Consider the following 25,842-nt stretch of genomic DNA (forward strand, 5'->3'; position numbering starts at 1 on the left):
CGCCGAGGCGGCGCCTCAACGCTGCAGAGCCTCCCAGGCCTTCATCAGTCGCTTGACCGACACCGGCATCGGCGTGCGCAGCTCCTGCGCGTAAAGCGCCACGCGCAACTCCTCGAGCAGCCAGCGGAACTCGTCCAGGCGCGCGTCGGCGCCGCCCTTCAGGGCCGAACGGGCCCGCTGGTATTGCACCAGCAGCGGCGCCATCTCGGCCATCAGGCGGGCATCGCGCGCCGGGTCCGCGCGCAGCTTGTCGATGCGCGCCACCGCTGCCTTCAGGTAGCGCGGATAGTGCGCCAGCTGCGCGTACGGAATGTCGCGCACGAACCACTTGGGCATCAGCGCGCCCAACTGCTGCTGCAGGTCGGCATAGGCGGTGGCGTACGGCTTGGCCTGCGGCAGCTTGCGCTGCAGCGTCGCGTATTCTGTGAGGATGGCATGCGCCAGGCGGGCCACCTCCTGCGCCAGCAGGCCCAGCCTGCCCTTGCCCTCGGCGCGGCGCGCCTCGAACTGCTGCGCGTTCACCGGCCAGGGCTCGCCCAGGCAGGCCTGCGCCAGCGCGCAGTCGATGACCTGGTCGCGCAGTTCGTCCTGCGTGCCCAGCGTCATGTACAGCATGCTCATCTTGGTCAGGTCGGTCAGGTTCCTTTCCAGGAACTTGACCTGCTCGCGCAGCCCCAGGCGGAACAGCTTGAGCAGTCCCGCGCGATGGTGCCGGCGCGCCTCGTCGGGATCGTCGAACACGTCGAGATCGCAATGCGCGCCGCGGTCGACCAGAGCGGGATAGCCGATGACGGACTGACCGCCGCGCCGGATCTCCATGATCTCGGGCAGCGGACCGAAGGTCCATGACGTGAGGTTCTCGTGCGCCAGCGCCTGCGCGACTTCGGTATCGCGCGCGGCCAACTGCTGGAAGGTCGCCTGCGCCTGCTTGCCCAGTTCGGCCTTGAGCTGCGCCAGGTTGCGGCCGGCGGCCAGCATGCGGCCGTGCTCGTCCACCACGCGGAAGTTCATGAACAGATGAGCCGGCAGCGTCTCGAGCTTGAAGTCGCCCGGCGCCGGACGCACCTGCACCTGGCGCCACATGTCCGCGATGATGGCATCGACCAGGCCCTGCTGCGGGTCGCCCAGCCTGTCGTACCAGCGGTCGTAGAAGCCGGCGGCATAGTCGGGCAGCGGCACGCAGTGGCGGCGCAGCTTCTGCGGCAGCGACTTCAGCAGCAGATGCACTTTCTCTTTCAGCATGCCGGGCACCAGCCACTCGCAGCGCTGCGCGTCGATCTGGTTGAGCGCGAACAGCGGCACCGACAGCGTGACGCCGTCGCGCGGCGAACCCGGCTCGAAGTGGTAGTCCAGCGCCATGGACACGCCCTGCCACTCGACCTTCTTGGGAAAGACGTCGGTGGTGACGCCCGCGGCCTCGTGGCGCATCAGCTCTTCGCGCGTCAGCAGCAGCGCGGCGGCCGCGGTCTTGTGCAGGCCGGACACCCACTTTTCGAGCGTGGCGGTCTGCGAGATGCCTTCGGGCAGTTGGCGGTCGTAGAATGCGTAGATGAGTTCGTCGTCGACCAGGATGTCGGGCCGTCGCGTCTGGTGCTCGAGCTTCTCGATGCCCGCGATCAGCTTGCGGTTGTGCGCCACGAAGGGCAGCCGCGTGTCGATCTCGCCGGGTACCAGGGCCTCGCGGATGAAGAGCTCGCGCGCATGCTGCGGGTTGATGCGGCCGTAATGCACGCGGCGCCCCGCATAGATGGTGAGGCCATACAGCGTGGCGCGCTCGTTGGCCACCACCTGCCCTGCCTTCTTCTCCCAGCGCGGGTCGGACCAGTTGCGGCGCAGCAGGTGGGCGCCCACGCGTTCCAGCCAGACGGGGTCGATGCTGGCGACGCAGCGCGCATACAGCCGGGTGGTCTCGACCAGTTCGGCCGCCATGATCCAGCGCCCGCCCTTCTTGGCCAGGCGCGATCCCGGATGGATGTGGAAGCGGATGTCGCGCGCCCCCAGATACTGGCCGCTTTCCTCGCCCTTGAAGCCGATGTTGCCCAGAAGGCCGGACAGCAGCGCCAGGTGCAGCTGTTCGTAGGTGGCGTCGGTCTGGTTCAGGCGCCAGCCCTGTTCGCCCACCAGCGCGGCCAGTTGCGTGTGCACGTCGTGCCACTCGCGCAGCCGGATCGGCGACAGGAAGTTCTGCCGCAAGAGGCCCACCAGCTTGCGCTGCGACTGCTTGTGTTGCACCTGTTCGCCGTACCAGCGCCACAGTTTCAGGAAGGACAGGAACTCGGACTTGTCGTCGGCGAACTTGGCGTGCGCGGCCTCGGCGGCCTCGCGCTCGTGCATGGGGCGGTCGCGCGGGTCCTGCACGGACAGCGCGGCCGCGATGATGAGCATCTCGGCCAGGCACTGCTGCTCGCGCGCGGCCAGGATCATGCGGCCGATGCGCGGGTCCACGGGCAGCTTGGCCAGCTCGCGGCCGGTGGAAGTCAGTTCGTACGACTTGCCGGTGCGCGGCGCATCGCCGCCGTCGTCCATCGAGGCCAGCGCGATGGCGCCCAGTTCCTGCAGCAGGTGGTAGCCATCGGCCACGGCCCGGCCGGGCGGCGCCTCGACGAACGGGAAGCTCTCGATCTCGTCCAGCCCCAGCGACTTCATGCGCAGGATGACCGAGGCCAGCGACGAGCGCAGCACCTCGGGATCGGTGAACGGCGCGCGCCCGTTGAAATCAGCTTCGTCGTAGAGGCGGATGCACACGCCGGGCCCCACGCGCCCGCAGCGCCCCGCGCGCTGGTTGGCCGAGGCGCGGCTGATGGGCTCGATGCGCAGTTGCTCGACCTTGTTGCGCCACGAGTAGCGCTTGATGCGTGCCAGGCCGCTGTCGACCACGTAGCGGATGCCGGGGACGGTCAGCGAGGTTTCGGCCACGTTGGTGGCCAGCACCACGCGCCGTGCGTTGCCGCGCGGATGGAAAATCTGCTCCTGCTCGGCCTGCGACAGGCGCGCGTACAGCGGCAGTATCTCGGTGCCGGCCGGATGCCGCTTGCGCAGCGCCTCGGCCGATTCGCGGATCTCGCGCTCGCCGGGCAGGAACACCAGTACGTCGCCCGGACCGTGGCGCGCACACTCGTCGACCGCGTCGACGATGGCGTCGATCAGGTCGCGCTCTTCGTCGCCCGTCAGGCGCTCGCCGCCGCGGGTGGCCTTGGCTGTTGCGGCCGGGCTGTCCTCGTCGTCCTGCGGCTGCTGCACGGGACGGTAGCGCACCTCGACCGGATACAGGCGGCCCGACACCTCGATGACAGGCGCGGGTTTGTCGGGCGACTCGGCGAAGTGGCGCGAGAACCGCTCGGCGTCGATGGTGGCCGAGGTGATGATGAGCTTCAGGTCGGGCCGGCGCGGCAGCAGCTGCTTCAGGTAGCCCAGCAGGAAGTCGATATTCAGGCTGCGTTCGTGCGCCTCGTCGATGATGATGGTGTCGTAGCGCCGCAGCAGCGGGTCGCGCTGCGACTCGGCCAGCAGGATGCCGTCGGTCATCAGCTTGATGGCCGCGTTGGGACCGGTGCGGTCGTTGAAGCGCACCTGGTAGCCGACGACCTCGCCCATGGGCGTGTTCAGTTCCTCGGCGATGCGCTTGGCCACCGAGGTGGCGGCCAGGCGGCGCGGCTGGGTGTGGCCGATCATCTTGCGGCGGCCGCGGCCGAGCTCGAGACAGATCTTGGGCAGCTGCGTGGTCTTGCCCGAGCCGGTCTCGCCGCTGACGATCACCACCTGGTGTGCGGCGACGGCACGCGCGATTTCAGATCGGCGCGCGCTGACGGGCAGGTCTTCAGGATAGGTGACGGCGGGAATGGGCCGCTCGGGGCGCTCGGGCCGCGGCGCGGGACGGGGACCGCCGCCGCTGCCGCCGCGCCCTGGCGCGCGGGAGACTTCAGACATGGGAAGGATTCATCCGGTGAACCGCGCATTATAAATTTTGCGGCGCCGCCCCGCCCGCCGCGACCGTGGCGACGACGTTTCCGCCCCGCGCATGGCGTTCATGCGCCGCCCGCCGGCCATATAATTCCGCGACCCGCCACAGGACCGTTTCCGGCCGGGCGCCGCTTCTTCGTCATCCAGGAATTCCACGCCGCCATCATGCCCGACCAGGAACACGACACCGTCTCCGCCCTTGAAGCCCCCGAATTCGCGGCCGCGCAGTTCGTGCGCTGGTTCCGGGAGGTGGCGCCGTATGTGCATGCCTTCCGCGGCAAGACTTTCGTGGTGGCATTCGGCGGCGAGCTGGTGCAGGCGGGCGCGCTGAACACGCTGATACAAGACCTGTCGCTGCTGTCCGCGCTCGGCGTGAGGCTGGTGCTGGTGCACGGCTCGCGTCCCCAGGTCAATGAACAGCTGCGCCTGAAGGGCTACACGCAGCAGTTCGGCCGCGGCATGCAGCCGACGGACAAGGCCGCGCTGGAGTGCGCCAAGGAAGCCGCCGGCGAAATCCGCCTGGACATCGAGGCCGCCTTCAGCCAGGGCCTGCCGAACACGCCCATGTCGGGCTCTCACATACGCGTGATCTCGGGCAACTTCGTCACCGCGCGCCCCACCGGCGTGGTCGATGGCGTCGACTATCAACACACCGGCATGGTGCGCAAGATCGACAGCGACGCCTTGAAGTTCGCCATCGAGCGCGGCTCGGTGGTGCTGCTGTCGCCGCTGGGCTTCTCGCCCACCGGCGACGCCTTCAACCTGGCGATGGAAGAACTGGCCACCAGCGTGGCGGTGGCGCTGCGCGCCGAAAAACTCATCTTCTTGTCCGGCTCGGCCGGCGTGCTGAACGACGACGGCTCGGTGGACACCGAACTGGCGCGCGCGGACGCCGACGCCCTGCTGGCCGGCGACGAACTGGACGAGGACACCGCGCTGTACCTTCAGTACGCCTCGCTGGCGGTCAAGCGCGGCGTGGCCCGCGCGCACCTGGTGCCCTACTCGCTGGACGGCAGCGTGCTGCTCGAAGTGTTCACCCACGACGGCGTGGGCACCATGGTGGTGGAAGACACGCTGGACGACCTGCGGCCGGCCACCATCGACGACGTGGGCGCCATCCTGAGCCTGATCGAACCGCTGGAGGCCGACGGCACGCTGGTGCCGCGTCCGCGCAGCGTGATCGAGCGCGACGTGGAACGCTTCACCGTGCTGGAGCACGACGGCGTCATCTACGGCTGCGCGGCGCTGAATCCGTACGCCGCCGAACAGATGGCCGAGATGGCCTGCCTGATCGTGCATCCCGAATGGCAGGGCTCGGGCGAAGGCGAGATACTGCTGCGCCACATGGAGGCGCGCGCCCGCGCGCTGGGCATGAAGCGCCTGTTCGTGCTGACCACCCGCACCTCGCACTGGTTCATCAAGCGCGGTTTCGTGCAGGGCGGCATCTCCGACCTGCCGCGCGAGAAGCAGAACAACTACAACCGCTCGCGCAACAGCCTGGTCTTCATCAAGAAACTCTGACGCCGGCAGGGCCACGGCCCGGCTCGCGGCGCGGGCCGGCTAGAATCGAGGATTCGCAATCCTTACCGGCAGCAGACCATGGCTCGAACCGTCAACTGTGTGAAACTGAAGCGCGAGGCCGAAGGGCTCGACTTCCCGCCCTATCCCGGCGAACTGGGTACGCGCATCTGGCAGCAGGTTTCGAAAGAAGCCTGGGAAGAATGGAAGGCGATCCAGACGCGCCTGGTCAACGAGAACCGCCTGAATCTCGCCGACGCGCGCGCCCGCAAGTATCTGCAGCAGCAGATGGAGCGCTTCCTGTTCGAAGACGGCACGGTCGAGGCGCAAGGCTTCGTCCCGCCGTCGGCCTGAGCAAGGCCTGGCTCGTATCCGGCCGCTTTGTTGCGGCCTGCCCGGATGCCTGCCGCGCAACGCGCGGCGGGCATCGCGGACGCGGCGGATTCAGTCCGCCTTGGCGGCCAGCCGCCCCAGTTCAGCGTCGCTCATCGACAGCGCCGCATCGGCCATCGCCGCCGTCACCGCCAGCGCACGGCGCATTTCTTCTTCCTCGATCACGCTCGTCACGTCGCCCGCCGACAGGATGTTGTTGACGCGCGACTCAGGCTTGCCGAAGCCGGCCACCAGGCGCAGCGCGGGGATGCCGTGGTGCGCGAAGTTGGCATGGTCAGAGTTGGGCATGAGCGGCAGCCACGTTCCCACCGGCACGCCCGCGGCTTGGGACGCCTGCCGCACCAGCGGCTCGAGGCCGGTGAAGCCGCTGATCAGCGCCGTCAGTTCGGCGTCGCCCGCCACCGTATCCAGATTGATGTCGACCTTCAGGTTGGCGCGCTCGTCGGCCGGCATGTCGGCCAGGTATCGCGCCGAGCCGGTCAGCGCCCATTCCTCGGCGCAGAACAGGCAGATGCGCAGCCCCGGCGTGTCCGGCCCCAGGCGCGGCGCCAGCAGGCGCGCGGCGGCCAGCGCCACGGCCACGCCGGTGGCGTTGTCCAGCGCGCTGCAGCCCAGGTCATGGCCGTCGACGTGCGCGCTGATGACCACGCGGCTGTCGCGCCCGCCAGGCAGGTCCAGCACGCCCACGCTGGCGAGCGCCTCGTCGATCTCGCGGCCGTCGACCAGCAGGCGCACCCGCGCGCTGCCGGCCGCGGCAGCCGCCGCCAGGGCCTGCGCGCCCTCGGCGTCGATATAGGCCGCGGGGATGCCGGATGCGCCGCGCGGCCGGCCGGAGGAACCGGACAGCACGCCCGCGCCGGGCCGCGTGTTCGCGATGAGGAAACCGCTGGCGCCGGCAGCCACGGCCATGTCGTATTTGCGACGGCGATGCAGGTGCTCGCCGGAGAACGGATACTCATGACGCACCAGCACGATCCGGCCGCGCACCTGCTCGCCGGCGCGCTCGAAGTCCTCGGCGCGGCCGCCGCCCAGGTCCAGCACCTCGGCCTCCAGGCCCTGCGCCGAGGTCGATGCCGAGCGCAGCAGCGGACGGCAGGCCAGCGCCACCGGTCCCTGCGGGCCGAGCAGCTCCAGCGCGGCGCCCTCGCAGCGCCAGCCGTCGTAGGGCACGGCCAGCCTGCGAACCTCGCCCCCCACCGAGCCCAGGCGCCGCAGGGCCCAGTCCATGGCGGCGTCGTCCTGGCCGGAGCCCGACATGCGGCCGCCGAACGCGCAGATCGCGCGGAAGTCGTCCATCAGCGCCGCGTCTGCCGAGGCAGCTTGCATCCAATCCATCATGAGTCTCTCTCCGGGATAGGCGCGTTCAGTCCAGCTTGATGCCAGCGCGCGTGACCACGTCCTGCCAACGAGCGAAGTCGGCCGTCAGCAGATTCTGCAGGGCCTGCGCCGAGGTGTCCGGCGGCAAGCGGACGCCCACGCTGGACAGGCGCTGCTTGACCGCGTCGGATTGCATGACGTTCTTCATGGCGGCGTCCAGGCGCTGCACCACGTCCGCCGGCGTACCCGCCGGCGCCATCACGCCCCACCAGCTTTCGACGGTCAGGTCAGGCAGGCCGCTTTCACGGAAAGTGGGCACGTCCGGCGTATCGCGCTGGCGCTCGGGCGAGGACACGGCGATAGGCTTGATGCGGCCGGCCTGGTACAGCGCGGCGGCGGTGGGCATGGTGGTGAAGCTGGTCTCGATCTGGCCGCCTGCCAGGTCATTGACCGAGGCCGAGGCGCCCTTGTACGGGATATGCACGAGCTTGATGTCAGTCTTCAGCATCAGCAGTTCGGCCATCAGGTGCGTGAACGAACCATTGCCGCCCGACCCAATCGAGATCAGCCCGGGGCGCGCCTTGGCGGCCGACACCAGTCCGTCCACCGTCCGGGCCTCGGAGTCCGGCTTGACGAACAGGTACATGGGCGAGACGCCCAGCAGCGTGACCGGCGCGAAGTCCTTGCGGGCGTCATACTTGACGCGGTCGCGATACAGGGCGGGCACGATAGTGAACGGAACGTCGGCCAGCAGCAGCGTGTAGCCGTCGGGAGCCGAGTCGGCCACGAAGGCCGTGCCGATCATCGAACCGGCGCCGGCGCGGTTCTCTACCACGACCGACTGGCCCAGTTCGGCGCCAAGCTGGTCGCTGATGGCGCGCGCCAGCACGTCCGAGCTGCCGCCGGCCGAATACGGCACCACCAGGCGGATCGGCTTGTCGGGATAGGCGGCGAACGCCGGCGTCGCCGCCAGGACGGCCAGGCCGGGCAGCGCCACGCTGGCAAGGAGTTTTTTCCACTTGAACATGTCGGTATGCAGGCAGGGAGGTGAATGAAGTTCCTCCATTCTGTTGCCCGACTTCGCCATGGGCAAACGACATATGCGCATGCGCTATTCCGATATGGAATAGCGGCTCCGGCAAGCTATCGCAGCGCCTGGACCTGCGCGTCCAGCCGGCCGGCGCGCTCGGTCACCCAGGCGCACAAGGCGTCGGCGTACGGCCCGCCCACATTGGGACGCGGCTGCAGCAGGAAGTAGCCATAACGCCCCTCGACCACCTCGCCCAGCGGCCGCACCAGCGCCCCCGCGCGCAGGTGGTCCAGCACCATGCACAGGGGCACGATGGCCACGCCCAGCCCCGCCAGCACGGCGGGGAGCAGCACCGAGAAGCCTTCATACTCGGGCGCCGAGGCGCCCGGCCCGCGCCATAGCGGCGCGACCTCGGCCTTCCACTCGTCCCAGCCATAGCCGCGCTGCGCGCGCTTGAGCAGCGTCAATTGCTCGAGATCTTCCACGCCGCGCACCGGCGTGCGCGCCAGCAAGTCCGGGGCCGCCACCAGCGTCATTTCCCGCCCGCACAGATACTGGGCCGACATGCCGGCCACGTGGCCGGTGTGCAGCTGGATCTCGGCATCGAAGCGCTCGGCCCGATCCCGCCCGTACAGCAGGCGGGGCCGGACGTTCACGCGCACTTCGGGGTGCAGCTCGAAGAATTCGCGCAGGCCGGGAATCAGGCAGAACTGCGCAAAGGAAGGCGACACCGCCAGATTGAGCGCGACTCGCGAGCCCGGCCTCGCGACCAGCGCATCGGCCTCGTCGATCAGGCGCAGCCCCGCCGCCACCCGCTCGAGATACAGCGCCCCGGCGTGCGTCAGTCGCAGGCCGGTGGGCAGGCGCTTGAACAGGGGGCAGCCCAGCCGGTCTTCCAGCGCGCTGATGTGCTTGCTGACCGCGCTTTGCGTCAGGTGCAGGGATTCGGCGGTACGGCTGAAGTTGAGCGCGCGCGCGGCCTCGAGAAAAATGCGCAGCGAGGTCAGGGAGTTGCGGGAGCCTTTCATGGATGCCTGGCGTACGGTACGGCGGAAAATCGGCGAGGGGCCGGTCGCATTTCATCATAGTTCGCAGCGTATGCTTAAAATCGGCGCCATCCCGGCTACCGAGAAGGACACGCAAGGCAATGCGAGGACCGCTGTTTCTGGCGCCGCTGGCGTTGCTTGCCGGCTGCGCCACCGCCCCGCCCTCGGACCCGGAAAACCTGTGCGCCATCTTCCGCGAGAAGCCCGACTGGCATGACGCCGCGGTCGCGGTACGCGACAAATGGGGCGTGCCGCCGCAGGTGCCGTTCGCCATGATGTACCAGGAATCGAGCTTCCGGCACGATGCGCTGCCGCCGCGCTATTTCTTCCTCGGCATCATCCCATGGGGCCGCGTCAGTTCGGCCTATGGCTACGCGCAGGCCAAGGACGAAACCTGGGCCGACTACCAGCGCGAGGCCGGCGGCTGGTTCTCGAGCCGAGACGACTTCGACGATGCGCTCGACTTCATGGGCTGGTACATCACCAAGACCCAGCGCATCAACGGCATCTCGAAATGGGACGCCTATCGGCAGTATCTGAACTACCACGAGGGCTGGACCGGCTATCGCAATCGCAGCTACGAGTCCAAGGCATGGCTGAAACGCGTGGCGGGCCTGGTGCAGACGCGCGCGGAGCGCTTCGCCGCGCAGTACAAGAGCTGCCAGAAAGAGCTGGAAGGCGGGGGCTGGCTGGGCATTTTCTAGCGTTACGATGGACGGCATCGCACAACGCCAAGGAGCTGCCCATGCCCGCCGAAGCCGTCTGGGATGCCTATCTGCAACGTATCGGCCTGCCGTCGTGGCCCGCCCCCACCGTACAAGGGGTCGCCAGCCTGGTGCTGCATCACGTGCAGGCGATTCCCTTCGAGAACCTGAGCCCCCTGCTGCGCCAGCCCGTAAGCCTGGCCCTGCCCGACCTGCATCGCAAGCTGGTCCATGAACAGCGCGGCGGGTACTGCTACGAGCACAACCTGCTGTTCGGCGCCGCGCTGCGGGGGCTGGGGCTGCGGGTGACCAACCTGGCCGCGCGAGTCCTGTGGACACAGCCCGAGGACGCCATCACGCCTCGCACTCACATGCTGCTGCAGGTACATTTCGACGGAGCACCGCACATCGTGGACGTGGGCTTCGGCGCCATGACGTTGACAGGCGTATTGCGCCTGGAACCCGGCGTGCAGCGCACGCCGCACGGCGACTTCAGGCTGTTGCCGGAAGACGACGGATGGCGCATGCAGGCCATGGTGGGCAACGCCTGGCGCACGCTCTATCGCTATGACCTGCACCCGCAGGAGCTGCCCGACTACGAAGTGGCCAGCTACTACGTCTCGACCTATCCCGATTCCTTCTTCACGCAGGAGCTGGTGGCGGCGCGTCCCATACCCGGCGCCCGGCTGGCGCTGCGCAATCGCGAGTACACGCGCTATGAGTCGGATGGCGCCGTGCGCCGGCGGCGGCTCGAGTCGGCCGCACAGTTGCGCGACGTGCTGACGGGCGATTTCGGCATCGCCCTGCCCGCCGTCGAGGGCCTGGACGCCGCGCTGGACAGGCTGCCGGACCACGGTTGAATCCTGCTTTGACACATGTCTTATGTCTTATATAAGATATAAGACATAAACCCCCGCGACGGTTTGTCTCACATACAATGACAAGCTCGCCGAAACGCCAGAAAATGGCGGCTTTACGCGGTCCAAACCCACGGAGTCCATCATGCCGCACAACACGCTCGACACGCTCAAGACTTTCAAGCTAGGCAAGAAAACCTGTCAGTTCTATTCGCTGCCGGCCCTGGGCAAAACCCTTGGCGTCGACGTCCAGCGGCTTCCCGTGTCCATCCGCATCGTGCTGGAATCGGTGTTGCGCAACTGTGACGGGCAGAAGGTCACCGAAGAGCATGTGCGCCAGCTGGCCAATTGGCAGCCGAACGCCCGGCGCGAGGACGAGATCCCGTTCGTGGTGGCCCGCGTGGTGCTGCAGGATTTCACGGGCGTGCCCCTGCTGGCCGACATCGCCGCCATGCGGTCGGTGGCCGACAAGATGGGCAAGAGCCCCAAGAGCATCGAGCCGCTGGTGCCGGTCGACCTGGTGGTCGACCACTCGGTGATGATCGACCACTTCGGTTCCAAGAACGCGCTCGACCTGAACATGAAGCTGGAGTTCCAGCGCAACAAAGAGCGCTACCAGTTCATGAAGTGGGGCATGCAGGCCTTCGACACGTTCGGCGTCGTGCCTCCGGGCTTCGGCATCGTCCACCAGGTGAACCTCGAATACCTGGCCCGCGGCGTGCACCACGACAGCAATGACGTGTACTACCCCGACTCGCTGGTGGGCACCGACAGCCACACCACCATGATCAACGGTATCGGCGTGGTCGGCTGGGGCGTGGGCGGCATCGAAGCCGAGGCCGGCATGCTGGGCCAGCCCGTGTACTTCCTGACGCCCGACGTGGTGGGCGTCGAACTGAAGGGCCAGCTGCGCGGCGGCGTCACCGCCACCGATCTGGTGCTGACCATCACCGAGATGCTGCGCCGCGAGAAGGTGGTGGGCAAGTTCGTGGAATTCTGCGGCGAAGGCACCGCCAGCCTCAGCGTGACCGACCGCGCCACCATCGGCAACATGGCCCCCGAGTACGGCGCCACCATGGGCTTCTTCCCCGTGGACGACCGCACCATCGACTACTTCGAGGGCACCGGCCGCACGCCCGAAGAGATCGAGGCCTTCGCCGCCTACTTCAAGGCGCAGAAGATGTACGGCGTGCCCGCTGCCCGCGACATCAACTACACCAAGCTGCTGACGCTGGACCTGTCCACCGTGGCGCCCTCGCTGGCCGGGCCCAAGCGCCCGCAGGACCGCATCGAGATCGGCAACGTCAAGAACACCTTCATCGACCTGTTCTCCAAGCCGGTGTCCGAGAACGGCTTCAACCAGCCCGCCGAAAAGTTGCAGCAGACCTTCACCACCAGCGAAGGCACCAAGCTGAAGAACGGCGACATCCTGATCGCCGCCATCACCTCGTGCACCAACACGTCCAACCCCAGCGTGCTGCTGGCCGCGGGCCTGCTGGCCAAGAAGGCCGTCGAAGCCGGCCTGAAGGTGCCCAAGCACATCAAGACGTCGCTGGCCCCCGGATCGCGCGTGGTCACCGAGTACCTGACCAAGACCGGCCTGTTGCCCTACCTCGAGCAACTGGGCTTCGACGTGGCGGCCTACGGCTGCACCACCTGCATCGGCAACGCGGGCGACCTGGCGCCCGACCTGAACGAAGCCATCCTGGGCAATGACCTGGTGTGCGCCGCCGTGCTGTCGGGCAACCGCAACTTCGAGGCGCGCATCCACCCGAACATCAAGGCCAACTTCCTGGCCTCGCCGCCGCTGGTGGTGGCGTATGCGCTGGCCGGCACGGTCACGCGCGACCTGATGACCGAACCGGTGGGCCACGGCAAGAACGGCGACGTCTGGCTGGGCGACATCTGGCCCTCCTCCGACGAAGTCAACGCGCTGCTGAAGTTCGCGCTGAATCCCGAGGCCTTCCAGCAGAACTACGGCCAGGTCAAGACCAATCCCGGCAAGCTGTGGGAGAACATCAAGGGCGTCACCGGCGAAACCTACGACTGGCCCGAGTCCACCTACATCGCCGAACCGCCCTTCTTCGAAGGCTTCGACATGACCCCGGGCGAACTGCCCACGGTCAAGGGCGCCCGCGCGCTGGGCATCTTCGGCGACTCGGTCACCACCGACCACATCTCGCCGGCCGGCTCCATCAAGGAAACCTCGCCCGCGGGCAAGTGGCTGAAAGAGAACGGCGTGATGAAAGCCGACTTCAACAGCTACGGTTCGCGCCGCGGCAACCACGAGATCATGATGCGCGGCACGTTCGCCAACGTGCGCATCAAGAACCTGATGATCCCGCCCAAGGAGGACGGCAGCCGCTTCGAAGGCGGCGAGACGCTGTTCCAGCCCAGCGGCGAGCAGATGTCGATCTACGACGCTGCCATGAAGTACGTGGCCGAGGGCACGCCCACCGTTGTGTTCGGCGGCGAGGAATACGGCACGGGTTCGTCGCGCGACTGGGCCGCCAAGGGCACGCAGCTGCTGGGCGTGAAGGCCGTGATCACGCGCAGCTTCGAGCGCATCCACCGCAGCAACCTGGTCGGCATGGGCGTGCTGCCCCTGCAGTTCAAGGGTGACGACAGCGTCGAGAGCCTCGGCATCACGGGCCGCGAGACCTTCGACATCTCGGGTCTGGAGAACGGCATCAAGCCGATGCAGGACGTCACGCTGACGATCCACCGCGAGGACGGCAGCACGCAGGACGTCACGGTGCTGCTGCGCATCGACACGCCGATCGAGGTGGACTACTACAAGCACGGCGGCATTCTGCCTTTCGTGCTGCGCCAGCTGCTGGCGGCATAACGCAACGGGCACGCGGCGGGCGGCTTGCCTGCCTGTGCCGCCGCGATGGCGCCACCAGGCGCCAGCAAACAAAAAGCCGATCCCCGTGGATCGGCTTTTCTATTTGCCCCGCGCGGTACGCAAAGGGCAGGATGGGGGGCTGGTGCGGCCGGCGAGGTGCGGCCGGCGAGGTGCGGCCGGCGAGTGCGGCCGGCCAGGTGCGGCCGCAGGCCCGCGACTGCCGATCAGTCCAGGCGGATATCGGCCTTGGCCACCACGCCCGCCCAGCGCTGGCGCTCTTGCGCGAAGAACTTGTCCAGTTCGGCGGGGCTCATGGTGACGACCTCGGCGCCCTGGTCGTTGAGCTTCTTCTTGATGTCGGGCTGGTTGATGATCTTGGTGAGTTCGGCGCCCAGACGCTGGACGACGGCGTCGGGCATGCTGCGCGGAACCAGGATGCCCTGCCAGGTGCCCGATTCGAATCCGGTGACGCCCTGCTCGGCGATGGTGGGCAGGTCGGGCAGGATGTCCATGCGCGAACGCTTGGAGATGGCGATGGCCTTGAGCTTGCCGCTCTGAACATGCGGCAGCGTGGCCAGCAGGCCGTTCATGATGATCTGGGTCTGGCCGCCCACCGTGTCGGTGATGGCCTGCGAACCGCCCTTGTAGGGCACGTATTCCCATTTGGCCGCGGTGGCTTGCTCGACAGCCACGCCAGCCAGGTGCGGCGCGCTGCCCACGGCGGTGACGGCGAAGTTCAGGCGCTGGCGCTTGGACAGCTCGACAAGTTCGGGCAGGGTCTTGACTTGCACCGAGGGGTGCACGGCCAATACGTGGGGCGAGTACGCCAGCATGCCCACGCCGCGCAGGTCCTTCGAGGGGTCGAAGTTCAGCTTGGTGTATACCGACGGGCTGATGGCCAGCGCGCCGACGTCGCAGATGAGCAGCGTGTGGCCTTCCTCGCCCGACTGCGCGACCTGACCGGCGCCCAGGTTGCCATTGGCGCCGGGCCGGTTCTCGACCACGACGGTCTGGCCCAGGGCGGCGGACAGCGGCTGGCTGATGGCCCGCGCGATGATGTCCGACGAGCCGCCGGGCGGGTACGGCACGATCAGGCGGATGGTGCGGGAGGGCCAGTCTTGCGCGAAGACCGGACGGGCGGCCGAGGCAAGCGCGACCGCGCCCATGGCGGCCAGGAACTCTCGGCGAGCGATACTCATGTGGTGTCTCCTTTTACACGTATCGGAAGCCCCTGGCGCGAGCCGGAGCCATCATTAAAGTTGTACGATGTCTTATGAATAGTGTGAAGAAGCGCTCGTTGAAAGTCAATTGAAAGAAAGCGGGCAGCCCCGCGGACTACCCGCCCTCGCCGGCTGGCGCGAATCGACGAGCCGGACCGCCAGGCCGGCCGCCCGCCCTTACTCGGTCGGACAGCGGCACGCGGCGGAAAGTATGCGCCACAGAGGTACGACGAGAGGGACGAATCAGTCGCCGAACTCGTAGGCATCCATGGCCAGCGCCGCATACGCCACCTCGTCGCCCAGCCGGGTGCGCACAGGGCCGCCCGCCCCCAACGCCACATAGAACGGCATCAGGTGATCATCGTGCGGATGGGCACGGGACGCGCCGGGCGCGGCGTGCCAGTCCAGCAGCCCTTCGACGTCGCCGGCGGCGACGCGGCTGGCGTACCAGTCCTGGAACGGCCGCACGTAGTCGGCCGCCGGTGCGTCATGGGGCATGCGCACGTCGCGCAGATTATGAGTGAGCGAGCCCGACCCGATGAGCAGAATGCCTTCGTCCCGCAATGGCGCCAGCGCCCGGCCCAGTTCGTACTGGCCGCGCGCGTCGCGCCCGGCGTCCAGCGACAGCTGCACCACCGGCACGTCGGCGTCCGGATACAGATAGCGCAGCGGCACCCAGGCGCCATGGTCCAGGGGACGGCCGGCATCGTCGGCGACCGGCATGCCGGCCCGGTCCAGCAGCGCCCGCACGCGGCCGGCCAGCGCCGGCGAACCGGAGGCCGGGTATTGCAGTTCGTAGAGTTCGGCCGGGAAGCCGCCGAAGTCGTGCCACGCCGCCTGCCTGTCTCGCGTGGACACGGCCAGTCCATGTCCCCTCCAGTGCGGCGACACCACCAGGATGCCGGCGGGGCGCTGAGCCTGCGCCCGGCTCCAGGCTGCCAACGCCGGGCCGGTCCGGCCGGGATCGACCGCCATCATCGGCGAACCATGGGAAACGAACAGGGCGGGCCAGCGCATGGACGACCTTTGCAACAGAGTGGTGGACATGGCGTCATGATGACGCCGGTCCGCGCACCGATAAATGGGGGCCGGCGGCACGCACTGTTGCCGCCGGCGGATCAATACGGGGCGACGCGGCGAGCAGAGGTAAACTACGAGGTTCACCTATACGCTTTGCGAAGAATTCATGGCCCGAGCCCGCAGCCGAACGTCCACCCGCCTGTCCCGCGACGCCACCCGCCTGGTGACGCTGTCGCAATCGCTGAACCGATCGGGCAGTCATGTGGAAGACCTGTTTTGGCAGGCGCAACTGGGCGAGGCCATCACCAAGCTGCTGCGCCAGGGCCAGGACGGACCGCTCGAGTCGGCCCTGGATCACCTGTCGCAGAACGACACGGGCGCGTACGAAGTCCTGATCGAACAGGCCGAGACCCTGTCCGAATCCATGCAGATCGAGAAGAACGGCGTGCGCTACGACGTGCTGCTGCTGGTGGCGCCGATCGCCGCATGGACGCGCTACACCATCCCCACCGGTCCGGTGGCCGCGCCCGCGCAGCAGGCGCTGCTGGCGCAACTGCACGGCCACGTGCTCTCCAGCCAGGCGCGCGTGTCGCTGCTGCCGCAACTGGTCAGCATCGACCAGATGCCGCGCACTTTCGCCGAAACCTGGCAATGGATGCACCGCCTGGCAGCGCGCGCCCTGGGCGCCGAGACCAGCTGGCCCGTGCTGAACGCCGACATGGAAACGGCGAACATGCTGGCCGACACGCGCTATCTGGTGGCGGCGGTGGCCGTGCCCGAGCGCACCCCGATCTTCCGCTGGCAGGAGCACCCCGAGGATGCCTCGGCCAGCCGCGACGCCTGCCTCGAGCAATGGATCGCGCAGGCGCAGCCCACACTGGCCGGGCTGCTGCCGGGCTGCGGCATCGAATGCCTGCTGCCCGATGCCTATTACGTCAGCAACCGCGACGCCGACCGCCGCGTGCGCCCGCTGTCGCTTCGCGCCGCCGTCAGCTGGCTGGAAAGCGCCGTCAACCTGATGCCCGGGCAGCTGCGTGCCGTGGTGGCTGGCTGCGGAGAATCGCAGATCGAGGAATACCGCATCGGCTTCACCGCGCGAAACAGCAACGACGTCTACTACGGCTGCGTCTGGCCGCTGTACGGCCGCGAGGACGATGTCCCGGCCGCCGACGAGGGCCGTCCCGATGCGGTCGATGAGATCGCCGCGCTGCTGAAGGAGTACGGCGTGGGCGAAGTCCGGCGCATTCCGGGCCTGCTGCCGCTCGACTATTGCGAAGACTGCGGCGCGCCGCAGTTTCCCAACCCGCTGGGCGAACTGGTGCATGCCGAACTGCCCGAGGACGCCGAAGCCACCCCCACCCGCTTTCACTGATCTTCCCGGAGCCCGCACGCCATGCGTACCGACCTGTTCTGCCGCGTGGTAGACAACTACGGGGACATCGGCGTGTGCTGGCGCCTGGCCCGTCGCCTGGCGCATGGACACGGCTGGCAGGTGCGCCTGTGGGTGGACGACCTGGCCACCTTCTCGCGCATCCAACCCGAGGTCCGCACTGACGCCGCCCGGCAGCGATGCGCCGGCATCGAGGTCGTGCACTGGACGCCGGATCCGGATCCCGCGCTGCTGCAGCCGGCGGACGTCGTGATCGAGGCGTTCGCCTGCGATCCTCCCGCCGCGTATGTGCAGGCGATGCGGCAGACGCATCCGGTATGGATCAATCTCGAATATCTCAGCGCCGAGGCGTGGATCGAAAGCTGCCACGGCGTGCCGTCGCTGCGCCCGGACGGCCTGGTCAAGCATTTCTTCTTCCCCGGCTTCACCCCGGCCACCGGCGGCCTGATGCGCGAGCCCGGCCTGTCGGCCGAGCGCGATGCCCTGCAGGCATCGAGCGGCCTGCGGCGCGAATTCCTGGCCGGGCTGGGTCTCGCGCAGCCCGACCTGGACCTGGCCGCGTCCGGCGCGCGCCTGGCCACGCTGTTCTGCTATCCGCACGCGCCCTGGGCCGACATGGCGGCGGCGCTGGGCGCCGACGCCGAGTCCACGCTGCTGCTGGTGCCCCAGGGCGTGGCGCCCGGCCTGGAGACTGCCGTGCCGCCGGGCGGACGACTGCGCATGGCGCGCATACCGCTGCTGGTGCAGGCCGACTTCGACCGTCTGCTGTGGTGCGCCGACATCAATTTCGTCCGCGGCGAGGATTCGTTCGTGCGTGCCGCGTGGGCGGCCCGTCCGCTGGTGTGGCAGATCTATCCTCAGGACGAAGAGGCGCACCTGGAGAAACTGGCCGCGTGGCAGGCGCGCTATGCCGCCCCGCCGGCCGCTCAGGAACTGGTGCGGGCCTGGAACGCGGATGCCGCGGCCGTGCCCCGGGCGCTCGCGCAGGCCTTGGCGGAACCCGCCTGGAGCGCATGGCGGCAGGCGGCGCGCCAGTGGGATGCCGACCTGGCCAGCCGCCCCGACCTGGCCGACAACCTGGCCAATTTCTGCGCAGAACTAGCCAAGACACGCTAGAATATATGGTTTTCCAAGTTGCTTTGCCCGTTGGATGCACCCACGGCTGGCGCTTGAATTCGTCTTTTCATACATCGTTTCATAGTCACTGTTTCATAGCCTCCCGGGGCGCGGAAAGTGCGAACACGAGTTGCCATCGGCCCGATGCGCGCCAGCCAGCAGGCGGCGCAGCAACCGGCAGCGGCGGCCGGCGTGTAGCCCCGACGCGCAAGCACGGAGAGTGCATGTTTACCCCCCGGAGTTTTAATCGATGAAAACCGCTCAGGAATTGCGGGTCGGCAACGTGGTCATGGTGGGCAAAGACCCGCTGGTGGTCCAGAAGGCCGAATACAACAAATCCGGCCGCAACGCGGCCGTGGTCAAGCTGAAGTTCAAGAACCTGCTCAACGGCTCGAACAGCGAATCGGTCTACAAGGCCGACGAAAAGTTCGAGGTGGTCCTGCTCGAGCGCAAGGAGTGCACGTACTCGTACTTCGGCGACCCGATGTACGTCTTCATGGACGAAGAGTACAACCAGTACGAGATCGAAGCCGACAGCATGGGCGACGCGCTGAACTACCTCGAAGAGGCCATGCCGGTCGAGGTCGTGTTCTACGAAGGCCGCGCCATCTCGGTCGAACTGCCCACCATCCTGGTTCGCGAAATCACCTACACCGAGCCGGCCGTGCGCGGCGACACCTCGGGCAAGGTGCTCAAGCCCGCCAAGATCAACACCGGCTACGAACTGAACGTGCCGCTGTTCTGCGCCATCGGCGACAAGATCGAAATCGACACGCGCACCAACGAGTACCGCAGCCGCGTCAACTGACCGACACTCCGCCTGCGCCCGCGCAGCGGGCCCGGCAGAAACACGAAAGCCCTGGGCCGTATGGTCCCAGGGCTTTTTGCTTGCATCGCCGGCGCCGTACCGATGGCGGACGGCGGCCGAGGCACTTATTGCAGCCGTTCGTCGTCCAGGAATGCCGGCACGGCCAGCACGTCGATGCCGTCCTCGGCCAGCGCGGCGCGCTCTTCGGGCGTGGCGATACCGCGAATGGGGCGGTCGTCCGCGTCGCCGTCATGAATGCGGCGGGCCTCTTCGGCAAAGCGCGACCCGACGTTCTCGGTCCGGCGGATCAGTTCGCGCACCTGGCGCATGACCTGCGCCTGCAGGGCCGACATGGCAGCGTCGTTGCCCTGCGGCCGGGCGGCGGACACGGGCGCGGCGGGCGGCTGGTGCAGGTGCGCCACGTTGAGGTGCGGCGCGGAGAGGCGCTTGACGATTTCGGTGGAATTGCAGACGGGGCACGACACCAGGCCACGCGAGCGCTGCGCGTCGTAATCATCGTGCGAACCGAACCAGCCCTCGAAGACGTGGCCGTGGTCGCACTGGAGGTCGAAAACTTTGAGAGCCATGGCGGGTATATGGTGCCGACCCGCAAGAATACAAGATGCCGGTCCTTTGCACGCGCCGGCCGGCGACCGGGATGGCGGAATTCGGGAAGCGCGGCGCCGGCAGCCTTTGCCGGCGCCCTGCCCGGCCTACTTGGCGGCGTGGCGCTGGCTGGCGCTTTTCTTCCTGGCCACGCTGTTCTGCTCGGCCTGCAGCGCGTCGATCTGGCGTTGCAGCGCGTTGAGCTGCGCGCGCACGTCCTGCCGCTGTTCAGCCAACGCGCTGGCTTCCTGGCGCAGCTGTTCCTGGCGCGCCGCGACGGCCTGCTCCTGCTGCTGGCGCAGGCTTTGGTCGGCCTGCAGGGTATTCAACTGCCGGGTGCGGGCGGCGAGCTGCTTCTCGGCGGCGGCATATTCGGCCTGCAGGCGGATGCGCCGCAGGTCGACCGCGGCGAGTTCGGCTGACTGTGCCGCGAACGCGCGGTAGGTGGCTTCGGCCTGGGACTGCGACGCCGTCTTCACCACGCGCCAGAAATCGCGCTGTTGGAACAACGCAACGTAGTACAGCAGATCCTCACCCTTGAACAACAAGCTGGCGCCGTACGTGCCGTTGTAGGTGGTGCGCAATTCGGCAACCTGGCGCTGTTCGATGAGGGACTGCAACTCGGCGACGGTGCTGGCCGCCGGAGGTTGGCTGGCGGCGGCCGCCGCCGCAGCATCGGGCTGCGCGGCAGGCGGTTCCACCGGCGCGGTGGCGGATTTGCTGTCTTCTACCTGCTTGGCTACCGGCCGCGGCGCTTCCTGCGGCTGCTGCGCGCTGGCACACGCGGCAAGGCTGGCCAGGGCCGCGCTGGCGGCGGCCAGACGCAAGGCGGAACCGAGTTGTTGGATATCCATGCCTTCCTCTTAGCAATAATCCATCAACTATAGCAACTTATTGATGCGTTTCGCACCTATATCGGGTACGGGTCGGACGCACACGACCAACCCGTCCGCAAGACCCGGATGAAGGCGTGCGCCTGCGTTGGTTGTCTTCTTTCAGGCGGCGCTTTTGCGCGGCTGGGCGCGCTTGCCGACCTCGCGCGAACGGGCCAGGGTGGCCTGCGCGTGCGCGGTCAGCAGATCCAGCGCGCGGTCGAACACGGCCCTTTCCTCCGCGCTGAGCACGGACAACAGTTCTTCATTGCGCTTGACCGCCTTGGGGAACACCTTGCGGTAGAGCTGCAGCCCCTGGCGCGTCAGGCTGAGCTGCACGCCGCGCCCATCGGTCGCATCGGAGTCGCGCTGCAGCAGGCCGCGCTCGATCAGCGCGGATACCGAGCGGCTGGCCTGGCTCTTGTCGACATTCACTTCCCTGGCCAGGCCCTGCAGCGACATCGGCGCCTGCGTGCCCAGCATGCCGATGATGCGCCATTCGCGCGCATCGAGCTGGAAGTCGCGCTCGTTGGACTCGGCCGCCAAGCGGCTCCAGGTGCTGGCCAGCATGTTCATGCGGAACGACACGAGTTCCTTGAAATGGCGCGCCTCGGGCTTGCCGGGCGATGCGGGATCGGTAGCAGGGGATACGGAGGAAGGCATGAGGTGAGTGGAACAGATACGTGTCGATAGTTTCCCGCAGATCCGATACCCCTACAAGCGAGGGGCCGGCGCGGTGCGCAGGGGATTCAGGCCGCTGCGGGCCACACGGCCGTGCAGTTCGCGGCCCAGCGCGGCCTCGCAGGCCGCGACGGCATCCAGCAGGCCATCCATGTCGATGCCGGTGTGGACCCCCATGTTCTCGAACAGGTCGACGAGATCTTCGCTGCTGACGTTGCCGGTATGGCCGCCGCCGTACTTCACCTTGGTCGGGTGCCCGCCTACGCCGCCCAGCGCGCAATCGAAGTGGCGCACGCCCGCCTCCAGCGCCGCGACGTAGTTCACGAGTCCCGTGCCGCGCGTATCGTGGAAATGCGCAATGGGCACGACGTCGGGATAGGCTTCGCGCATGCGGCCGAACAGGGCGCGCGTCGTATGCGGCGTGGCTGTGCCGGTCGTGTCGCCCAGCGTGATGTGGCGCACGCCAGCGGCGCGAAAGCGTCCCACGTCGGCCAGCACGTCGTCGGGATCGACGTGGCCCTCGAAGGGACAGCCAAAGGCCATGGAGATGGTGCCGATGAGCCTGAAGCGCCCAGCGGCGGCCGAAGCCATCTCGGCGATGTTCAGCCACTGGTCGGCCCGGCTGCGCGCCAGGTTCTTCATCGAATGCGTATCGGTCGCCGAGACCAGCAGGCTGATCTCGTTGGCGCCGAAGCCCGCATCGGCGTCGGCCAAAGCCCGCTGCACCGCCCGAAGGTTCGCGCAGGTGGCCTTGTAGTGCACGCCCGGCCGTCGCGGCAGCGCGCGCAGCAGCTCGCTGGCATCGCCGAACTGCGGCACCACCTTGGGGTTGGAATACGACGTCGCCTCGACGCGCGCGAAGCCCAGGTCGGCGAAGCGCCGCACCAGCTCGACCTTGGCCGTGGTGGGCAACATCCGCGTCTCGTGCTGCAGGCCGTCGCGTGCGAAGCATTCGCACAACACCACGTCGCGGCCGTCGTCCTCCGGCGAGATGGGTTTGTCGTCGTTCATGGGGCCACCGTATCCGAGCGTATGTTCCACAGCCTCACTGCATGCTCGCGCAGCTTGTTCTTCTGAACCTTGCTGCTGCCGGTCATGCCGATGTTCTCGAAAGAGTCGACCAGGGTGATGTAGCGCGGCACCTTGAAGTTCGCGCAGCGCGCCTTGCACCAGGCCACCAGCTCCTCGCCGCTGGCGTGCCGCCCCGCCTTCAGCAGCACGAACGCGCCCGTCACTTCGCCCAGCCGCGCATCGGGCACGCCGACGACCTGGGCCTGCTGCACGGCCGGGTGCGCGTGCAGCACTTCCTCGACCTCCGCCGGCGCGACGTTCTCGCCGCCGACCCGGTACATGTCCTTCAGGCGCCCAACCATGCGAACCCTGCCGTCGGCGCGCTGCTCTCCCATGTCGCCGGTGCGCAGCCAGCCATCGTCGGTGTACGCCTTTGCGGTCTGTTCGGGCATGCGGTAATAGCCGCGCATCACATTCCAGCCGCGAACCTGGATCTCGCCCTGCCCCGCGCCCGGCGCCAGCACGGCGCCGCTCTCGGTGTCGGCGATGCGCACCTGCACGCCCGGGTGCGGCAGCATGAACCCGTCGCGGCGCAGCTCGAATTCATCGTCGCGGTCGCTCAGCAGCACGTTGGGCGAGGCTTCGGACTGGCCGTAGGCGTTGCACATGTGCGGCACCTGCATCACGTCGCGGATCTTCTGCATCACCTCGGGGCCGGCCGCCGCCCAGCCGCCGAGCAGGCTCAGGCGGGCAGGATCGAAATCGGGATGACCCATCAGCATCAGGAAGATGGTGTCGTTGCCCGAGGTCAGGGTGCAGCGCTCGTCCTGCAGCGTCTTCAGCGCCAGCGCCACGTCGAACTTCGGCATGCTCAGCAGGCAGCATCCCGACACCAGCGAAACCAGCATCGACAGCGTGCTGCCGGCCACGTGGAAGAACGGCCGGATGCTGAAGTAGCGGTCATCCACGGCCACGCCCATGCGGCGGGCCACCGATGCCGCATCGCCCAACATGTTGGCATGGCTGAGCATCACGCCCTTGGGAAACGACGTGGTGCCCGAGGTGTACTGGATCAGCAGCACGTCGTCCGGCTGCACGCTTGCCGCCAGCGCGTCGAGCGCCTTGCCGGGCACTGCAGTGCCGCGCTGCAGGAACTCGTCGAAGCGGATTGCGCCGGCGGGCACGGCGCCGCTGCCCACCGTGACCAGCGTGCGCAGCTCCGGCAGCTCCGCACCGGGCAGATGGCGGTCGACGGCGGGTTCGACCTGGCGCAGCAGGCCGGTGAAGTCGATGCCGAGGAAGCTGTCCGCATGGATCAGCAGCCGCACGTCCGACTGTTTCAGGCAGAACAGCAACTCGTCGGCCTTGAAGCGCGTGTTCACCGGCACGGTGACCGCGCCGATGGACGCGCACGCGAAGAACGCGGCGATCCACAGCCCCGAGTTGCCCAGCAGCAGCCCCACGTGGTCGCCTCGGCCGATGCCCGCCGCGTGCAGGGCCGCGGCGATGCGGCGGCTTTGCGCCAGCGTCTGCGACCAGGTCTGGCGTTCGCCAGGCCCCACATAGGCCTCGTGCGCGCCCCGCGCCTCGACCGTGGCGTCCAGCACCCGGGACAGCGTCGTCTGTACCGGCACGAACGCATCGTCAAGCAGCCGCATTGCCGCCCTCCTTCCTGCCGAAGTCCGCGATGGCCTTCTGCCAATCGCTGTGACGCAGATTCTCCTGGATGGCCAGCAGTTCGACGGCCATCGCGCCTTCACGGGTAGTATCCAGCCCGCCGTCGATGCTGCGCTTGGTCAGGCTGACCGTCAGCGGATTGGCCGCCGCGATGCGCTCGGTCATCTCGGCGAGGCGTGCGTCGAACTCATCCGGTTCGTAGACGTGATTGACCAGGCCCAGCTGCAGGGCCTCGTTCGCATCGACCACGCGGCCGGTGTACAGCAGCTCCTTGGCCATGCGCCGGCCCACGATGCGCGGCAAGCGCTGTGTGGCGCCGACGGTGCCCCAGCCGACTTCCGGATACTTGAAGGCGGCGCCGGTGGTGGCCAGCACGAAGTCGCAGGCAGCGGCGATCTCGCATCCCGAGCCGAACGCCGGCCCGTGCACCGCTGCGATGACGGGTTTGGACAGCGCCTCGAGCGCGGCATAGGCGGTAAAACCCTCCACGCGTCGAGCCACCATCTCGGCCGGGCTCATGCCCTGCCGTTCCTTCAGGTCGGCGCCGGCGCAGAACGCGACGCCTTCGCCGCGCACGACGATGACGCGCACGGCCTCATCGGCATCCAGCGCTTCGCACGCGGCCGTCAGTTCGCGGCACATGGCCAGGTTCAAGGCATTGCGGCTGTCCGGCCGCGCCAGCCAAAGCGTGGCCACCGGCCCCTGCATGGCCAGCCGCAGCATGGTGAATTCGGGATATGTCTGCATGGATCGTCGCCTCGCGCTCAGTCTTTCAGTTTCATGCCGGAGGCCCGCACCAGCTCGGCCAGGCGCTTGCCATCGGCGCGGACGAACTCGGTGGCCTGCGTCTTCATCTGCGGCATCACCTCGGCGTTCTGGGCGGCCAGCAGCTGCTTGAACTCGGCGTCTGCCTGCACGAACTGCAGGGCCTGCGCCAGCTTTTCGACCACGGCCTGCGGCGTCTTCGCGGGCACCGCCAGGCTATACCAGCTGCCCATCTCGAGATCGGGCAGGCCGGCTTCGGCAAAGGTCGGCACATCGGGCAGGTCGGGCGAGCGACTGGCGCCGCCATACGCCAGGGCCCGCAGGCGACCGGACTCGATGAACGGCAGGCTGGCCGAGATGTTCAGGAAACCGACGGGGACGGTGCCCGCGACCATGTCATTGACCGCCGGCGCCGCGCCCTTGTAGGGTACGTGCACCAGGTCGACCCCGGCCGCGTGCTTGAACATCTCGGCCCCGATGTGCGGCGAACTGCCCAGGCCGGCCGACACATAGTTCAGCTTGCCGGGCTGAGACTTGGCCAGCGCGATGAACTCTTTCACGTTCTTGGCGGGCACCGAGGGATGAACGGTCAGCACGTTCGGCACGTTGGCCACCATGCCCACGAATTCGAAGTCGGCGATGCCGTCATACGGCACCTTGGTGGCGGCCGGCGTCACGGTGTGGGCCGCGGCCGTGCCGATCAGCAGCGTGTAGCCGTCGGGCGCGGCCTTGGCCACGTAGGCCGCGCCGATCGAGGCGCCGCCGCCCGCCTTGTTCTCGACGATGACGGGCTGGCCCAGCGCGTCGCCCAGCGCCTTGGCCAGGGCTCTGCCCAGCAGGTCCGCGGGACCGCCCACGGCATACGGATTGACCAGCGTGATCGGCCGCGACGGGTAGTCGTCCTGGGCCAGGGCATTGGCAGCCATTGCGGTCGAGGCGAAAGCGAGCGCGCCGGCGATGATGCGGCGTAAGGTTTTCATGATGTCTGTCTCCTGGTTTTTTG

The 25,842-nt window shown here is 68.1% G+C and carries 21 protein-coding genes; 8 read left to right on the forward strand and 13 right to left on the reverse strand.

The window, feature by feature from the left end; genetic code table 11:
- Positions 1-15: 15 nt before the first annotated feature.
- Complete coding sequence (gene hrpA, locus CAL15_RS11190; RefSeq protein WP_086078656.1) at positions 16-3,927, reverse strand: ATP-dependent RNA helicase HrpA; 3,912 nt, start codon at positions 3,925-3,927, stop codon at positions 16-18.
- 198 nt (positions 3,928-4,125) lie between these two features.
- On the opposite strand from hrpA, the gene argA reads away from it, so the two are divergent.
- Positions 4,126-5,481, forward strand: a complete 1,356-nt coding sequence (gene argA / locus CAL15_RS11195) for an amino-acid N-acetyltransferase (RefSeq protein WP_086078657.1) — start codon at positions 4,126-4,128, stop codon at positions 5,479-5,481.
- Positions 5,482-5,559: 78 nt separating this feature from the next.
- Entirely contained in the window at positions 5,560-5,832 is a 273-nt protein-coding gene (locus tag CAL15_RS11200) for an oxidative damage protection protein (protein WP_086078658.1), read from the forward strand.
- 90 nt (positions 5,833-5,922) lie between these two features.
- Here CAL15_RS11200 and CAL15_RS11205 read toward each other — a convergent pair whose 3' ends face one another.
- The 3 genes from CAL15_RS11205 to CAL15_RS11215 all read right to left on the reverse strand — a co-directional run bounded on the left by CAL15_RS11205 (position 5,923) and on the right by CAL15_RS11215 (position 9,246).
- Complete coding sequence (locus CAL15_RS11205; RefSeq protein WP_086078659.1) at positions 5,923-7,209, reverse strand: M28 family peptidase; 1,287 nt, start codon at positions 7,207-7,209, stop codon at positions 5,923-5,925.
- 25 nt (positions 7,210-7,234) lie between these two features.
- Positions 7,235-8,215 (reverse strand): Bug family tripartite tricarboxylate transporter substrate binding protein, encoded by a 981-nt coding sequence (locus CAL15_RS11210; protein WP_157666641.1) that lies wholly within the window; start codon positions 8,213-8,215, stop codon positions 7,235-7,237.
- Between the two features lie 116 nt (positions 8,216-8,331).
- A complete protein-coding gene (locus CAL15_RS11215; protein WP_086078661.1) occupies positions 8,332-9,246 on the reverse strand; it encodes a LysR substrate-binding domain-containing protein in 915 nt (304 codons plus the stop codon).
- Positions 9,247-9,365: 119 nt separating this feature from the next.
- Here CAL15_RS11215 and CAL15_RS11220 point away from each other — a divergent pair, with 119 nt between their 5' ends.
- From CAL15_RS11220 to acnA, 3 genes are all read left to right on the forward strand, one after another.
- Positions 9,366-9,968 carry a transglycosylase SLT domain-containing protein gene (locus CAL15_RS11220; RefSeq protein WP_086078662.1) on the forward strand — a complete coding sequence of 201 codons (603 nt, stop codon included), beginning with the start codon at positions 9,366-9,368 and terminating at the stop codon, positions 9,966-9,968.
- A 41-nt stretch (positions 9,969-10,009) separates the two neighbouring features.
- Positions 10,010-10,828, forward strand: a complete 819-nt coding sequence (locus CAL15_RS11225) for an arylamine N-acetyltransferase family protein (protein WP_086078663.1) — start codon at positions 10,010-10,012, stop codon at positions 10,826-10,828.
- 142 nt (positions 10,829-10,970) lie between these two features.
- A complete protein-coding gene (gene acnA, locus CAL15_RS11230) occupies positions 10,971-13,673 on the forward strand; it encodes an aconitate hydratase AcnA (RefSeq protein WP_086078664.1) in 2,703 nt (900 codons plus the stop codon).
- Positions 13,674-13,897: 224 nt separating this feature from the next.
- Here acnA and CAL15_RS11235 read toward each other — a convergent pair whose 3' ends face one another.
- Both CAL15_RS11235 and CAL15_RS11240 read right to left on the reverse strand, forming a co-directional pair.
- Entirely contained in the window at positions 13,898-14,872 is a 975-nt protein-coding gene (locus CAL15_RS11235) for a Bug family tripartite tricarboxylate transporter substrate binding protein (protein ID WP_086078665.1), read from the reverse strand.
- Positions 14,873-15,136: 264 nt separating this feature from the next.
- Positions 15,137-15,910 (reverse strand): DODA-type extradiol aromatic ring-opening family dioxygenase, encoded by a 774-nt coding sequence (locus tag CAL15_RS11240; protein WP_086078666.1) that lies wholly within the window; start codon positions 15,908-15,910, stop codon positions 15,137-15,139.
- Positions 15,911-16,079: 169 nt separating this feature from the next.
- Here CAL15_RS11240 and CAL15_RS11245 point away from each other — a divergent pair, with 169 nt between their 5' ends.
- The 3 genes from CAL15_RS11245 (at position 16,080) to efp (ending at position 19,227) form a co-directional block, all read left to right on the forward strand.
- Positions 16,080-17,285 (forward strand): DUF2863 family protein, encoded by a 1,206-nt coding sequence (locus tag CAL15_RS11245; protein ID WP_086078667.1) that lies wholly within the window; start codon positions 16,080-16,082, stop codon positions 17,283-17,285.
- Positions 17,286-17,306: 21 nt separating this feature from the next.
- Complete coding sequence (gene earP, locus CAL15_RS11250; RefSeq protein ID WP_086078668.1) at positions 17,307-18,419, forward strand: elongation factor P maturation arginine rhamnosyltransferase EarP; 1,113 nt, start codon at positions 17,307-17,309, stop codon at positions 18,417-18,419.
- A 250-nt stretch (positions 18,420-18,669) separates the two neighbouring features.
- Positions 18,670-19,227, forward strand: coding sequence for an elongation factor P (gene efp / locus CAL15_RS11255; RefSeq protein ID WP_086078669.1), 558 nt, complete (start codon positions 18,670-18,672; stop codon positions 19,225-19,227).
- Between the two features lie 125 nt (positions 19,228-19,352).
- On the opposite strand, the gene CAL15_RS11260 is transcribed toward efp, so the two are convergent.
- From CAL15_RS11260 to CAL15_RS11290, 7 genes are all read right to left on the reverse strand, one after another.
- Positions 19,353-19,814, reverse strand: a complete 462-nt coding sequence (locus tag CAL15_RS11260; protein WP_086078670.1) for a DUF1178 family protein — start codon at positions 19,812-19,814, stop codon at positions 19,353-19,355.
- A 126-nt stretch (positions 19,815-19,940) separates the two neighbouring features.
- Positions 19,941-20,687, reverse strand: a complete 747-nt coding sequence (locus tag CAL15_RS11265; RefSeq protein WP_086078671.1) for a DUF2968 domain-containing protein — start codon at positions 20,685-20,687, stop codon at positions 19,941-19,943.
- A gap of 141 nt (positions 20,688-20,828) precedes the next feature.
- Positions 20,829-21,368: a MarR family winged helix-turn-helix transcriptional regulator gene (locus tag CAL15_RS11270; protein WP_086078672.1), complete on the reverse strand. Its 540-nt coding sequence runs from the start codon at positions 21,366-21,368 to the stop codon at positions 20,829-20,831.
- Positions 21,369-21,419: 51 nt separating this feature from the next.
- Positions 21,420-22,397: a hydroxymethylglutaryl-CoA lyase gene (locus CAL15_RS11275; protein WP_086078673.1), complete on the reverse strand. Its 978-nt coding sequence runs from the start codon at positions 22,395-22,397 to the stop codon at positions 21,420-21,422.
- A complete protein-coding gene (locus tag CAL15_RS11280; protein WP_086078674.1) occupies positions 22,394-24,055 on the reverse strand; it encodes an AMP-binding protein in 1,662 nt (553 codons plus the stop codon). Before CAL15_RS11280 ends, CAL15_RS11275 begins: the two co-directional genes overlap by 4 nt.
- Positions 24,042-24,821: an enoyl-CoA hydratase/isomerase family protein gene (locus CAL15_RS11285; protein WP_232468182.1), complete on the reverse strand. Its 780-nt coding sequence runs from the start codon at positions 24,819-24,821 to the stop codon at positions 24,042-24,044. Before CAL15_RS11285 ends, CAL15_RS11280 begins: the two co-directional genes overlap by 14 nt.
- Before the next feature lie 17 nt (positions 24,822-24,838).
- On the reverse strand, positions 24,839-25,819 hold the full coding sequence (locus CAL15_RS11290; RefSeq protein WP_086078675.1) for a Bug family tripartite tricarboxylate transporter substrate binding protein: 981 nt from the start codon (positions 25,817-25,819) through the stop codon (positions 24,839-24,841).
- Positions 25,820-25,842 lie beyond the last annotated feature (23 nt).

The sequence above is a fragment of the Bordetella genomosp. 13 genome, from assembly GCF_002119665.1.
GTDB lineage: Bacteria > Pseudomonadota > Gammaproteobacteria > Burkholderiales > Burkholderiaceae_B > Bordetella.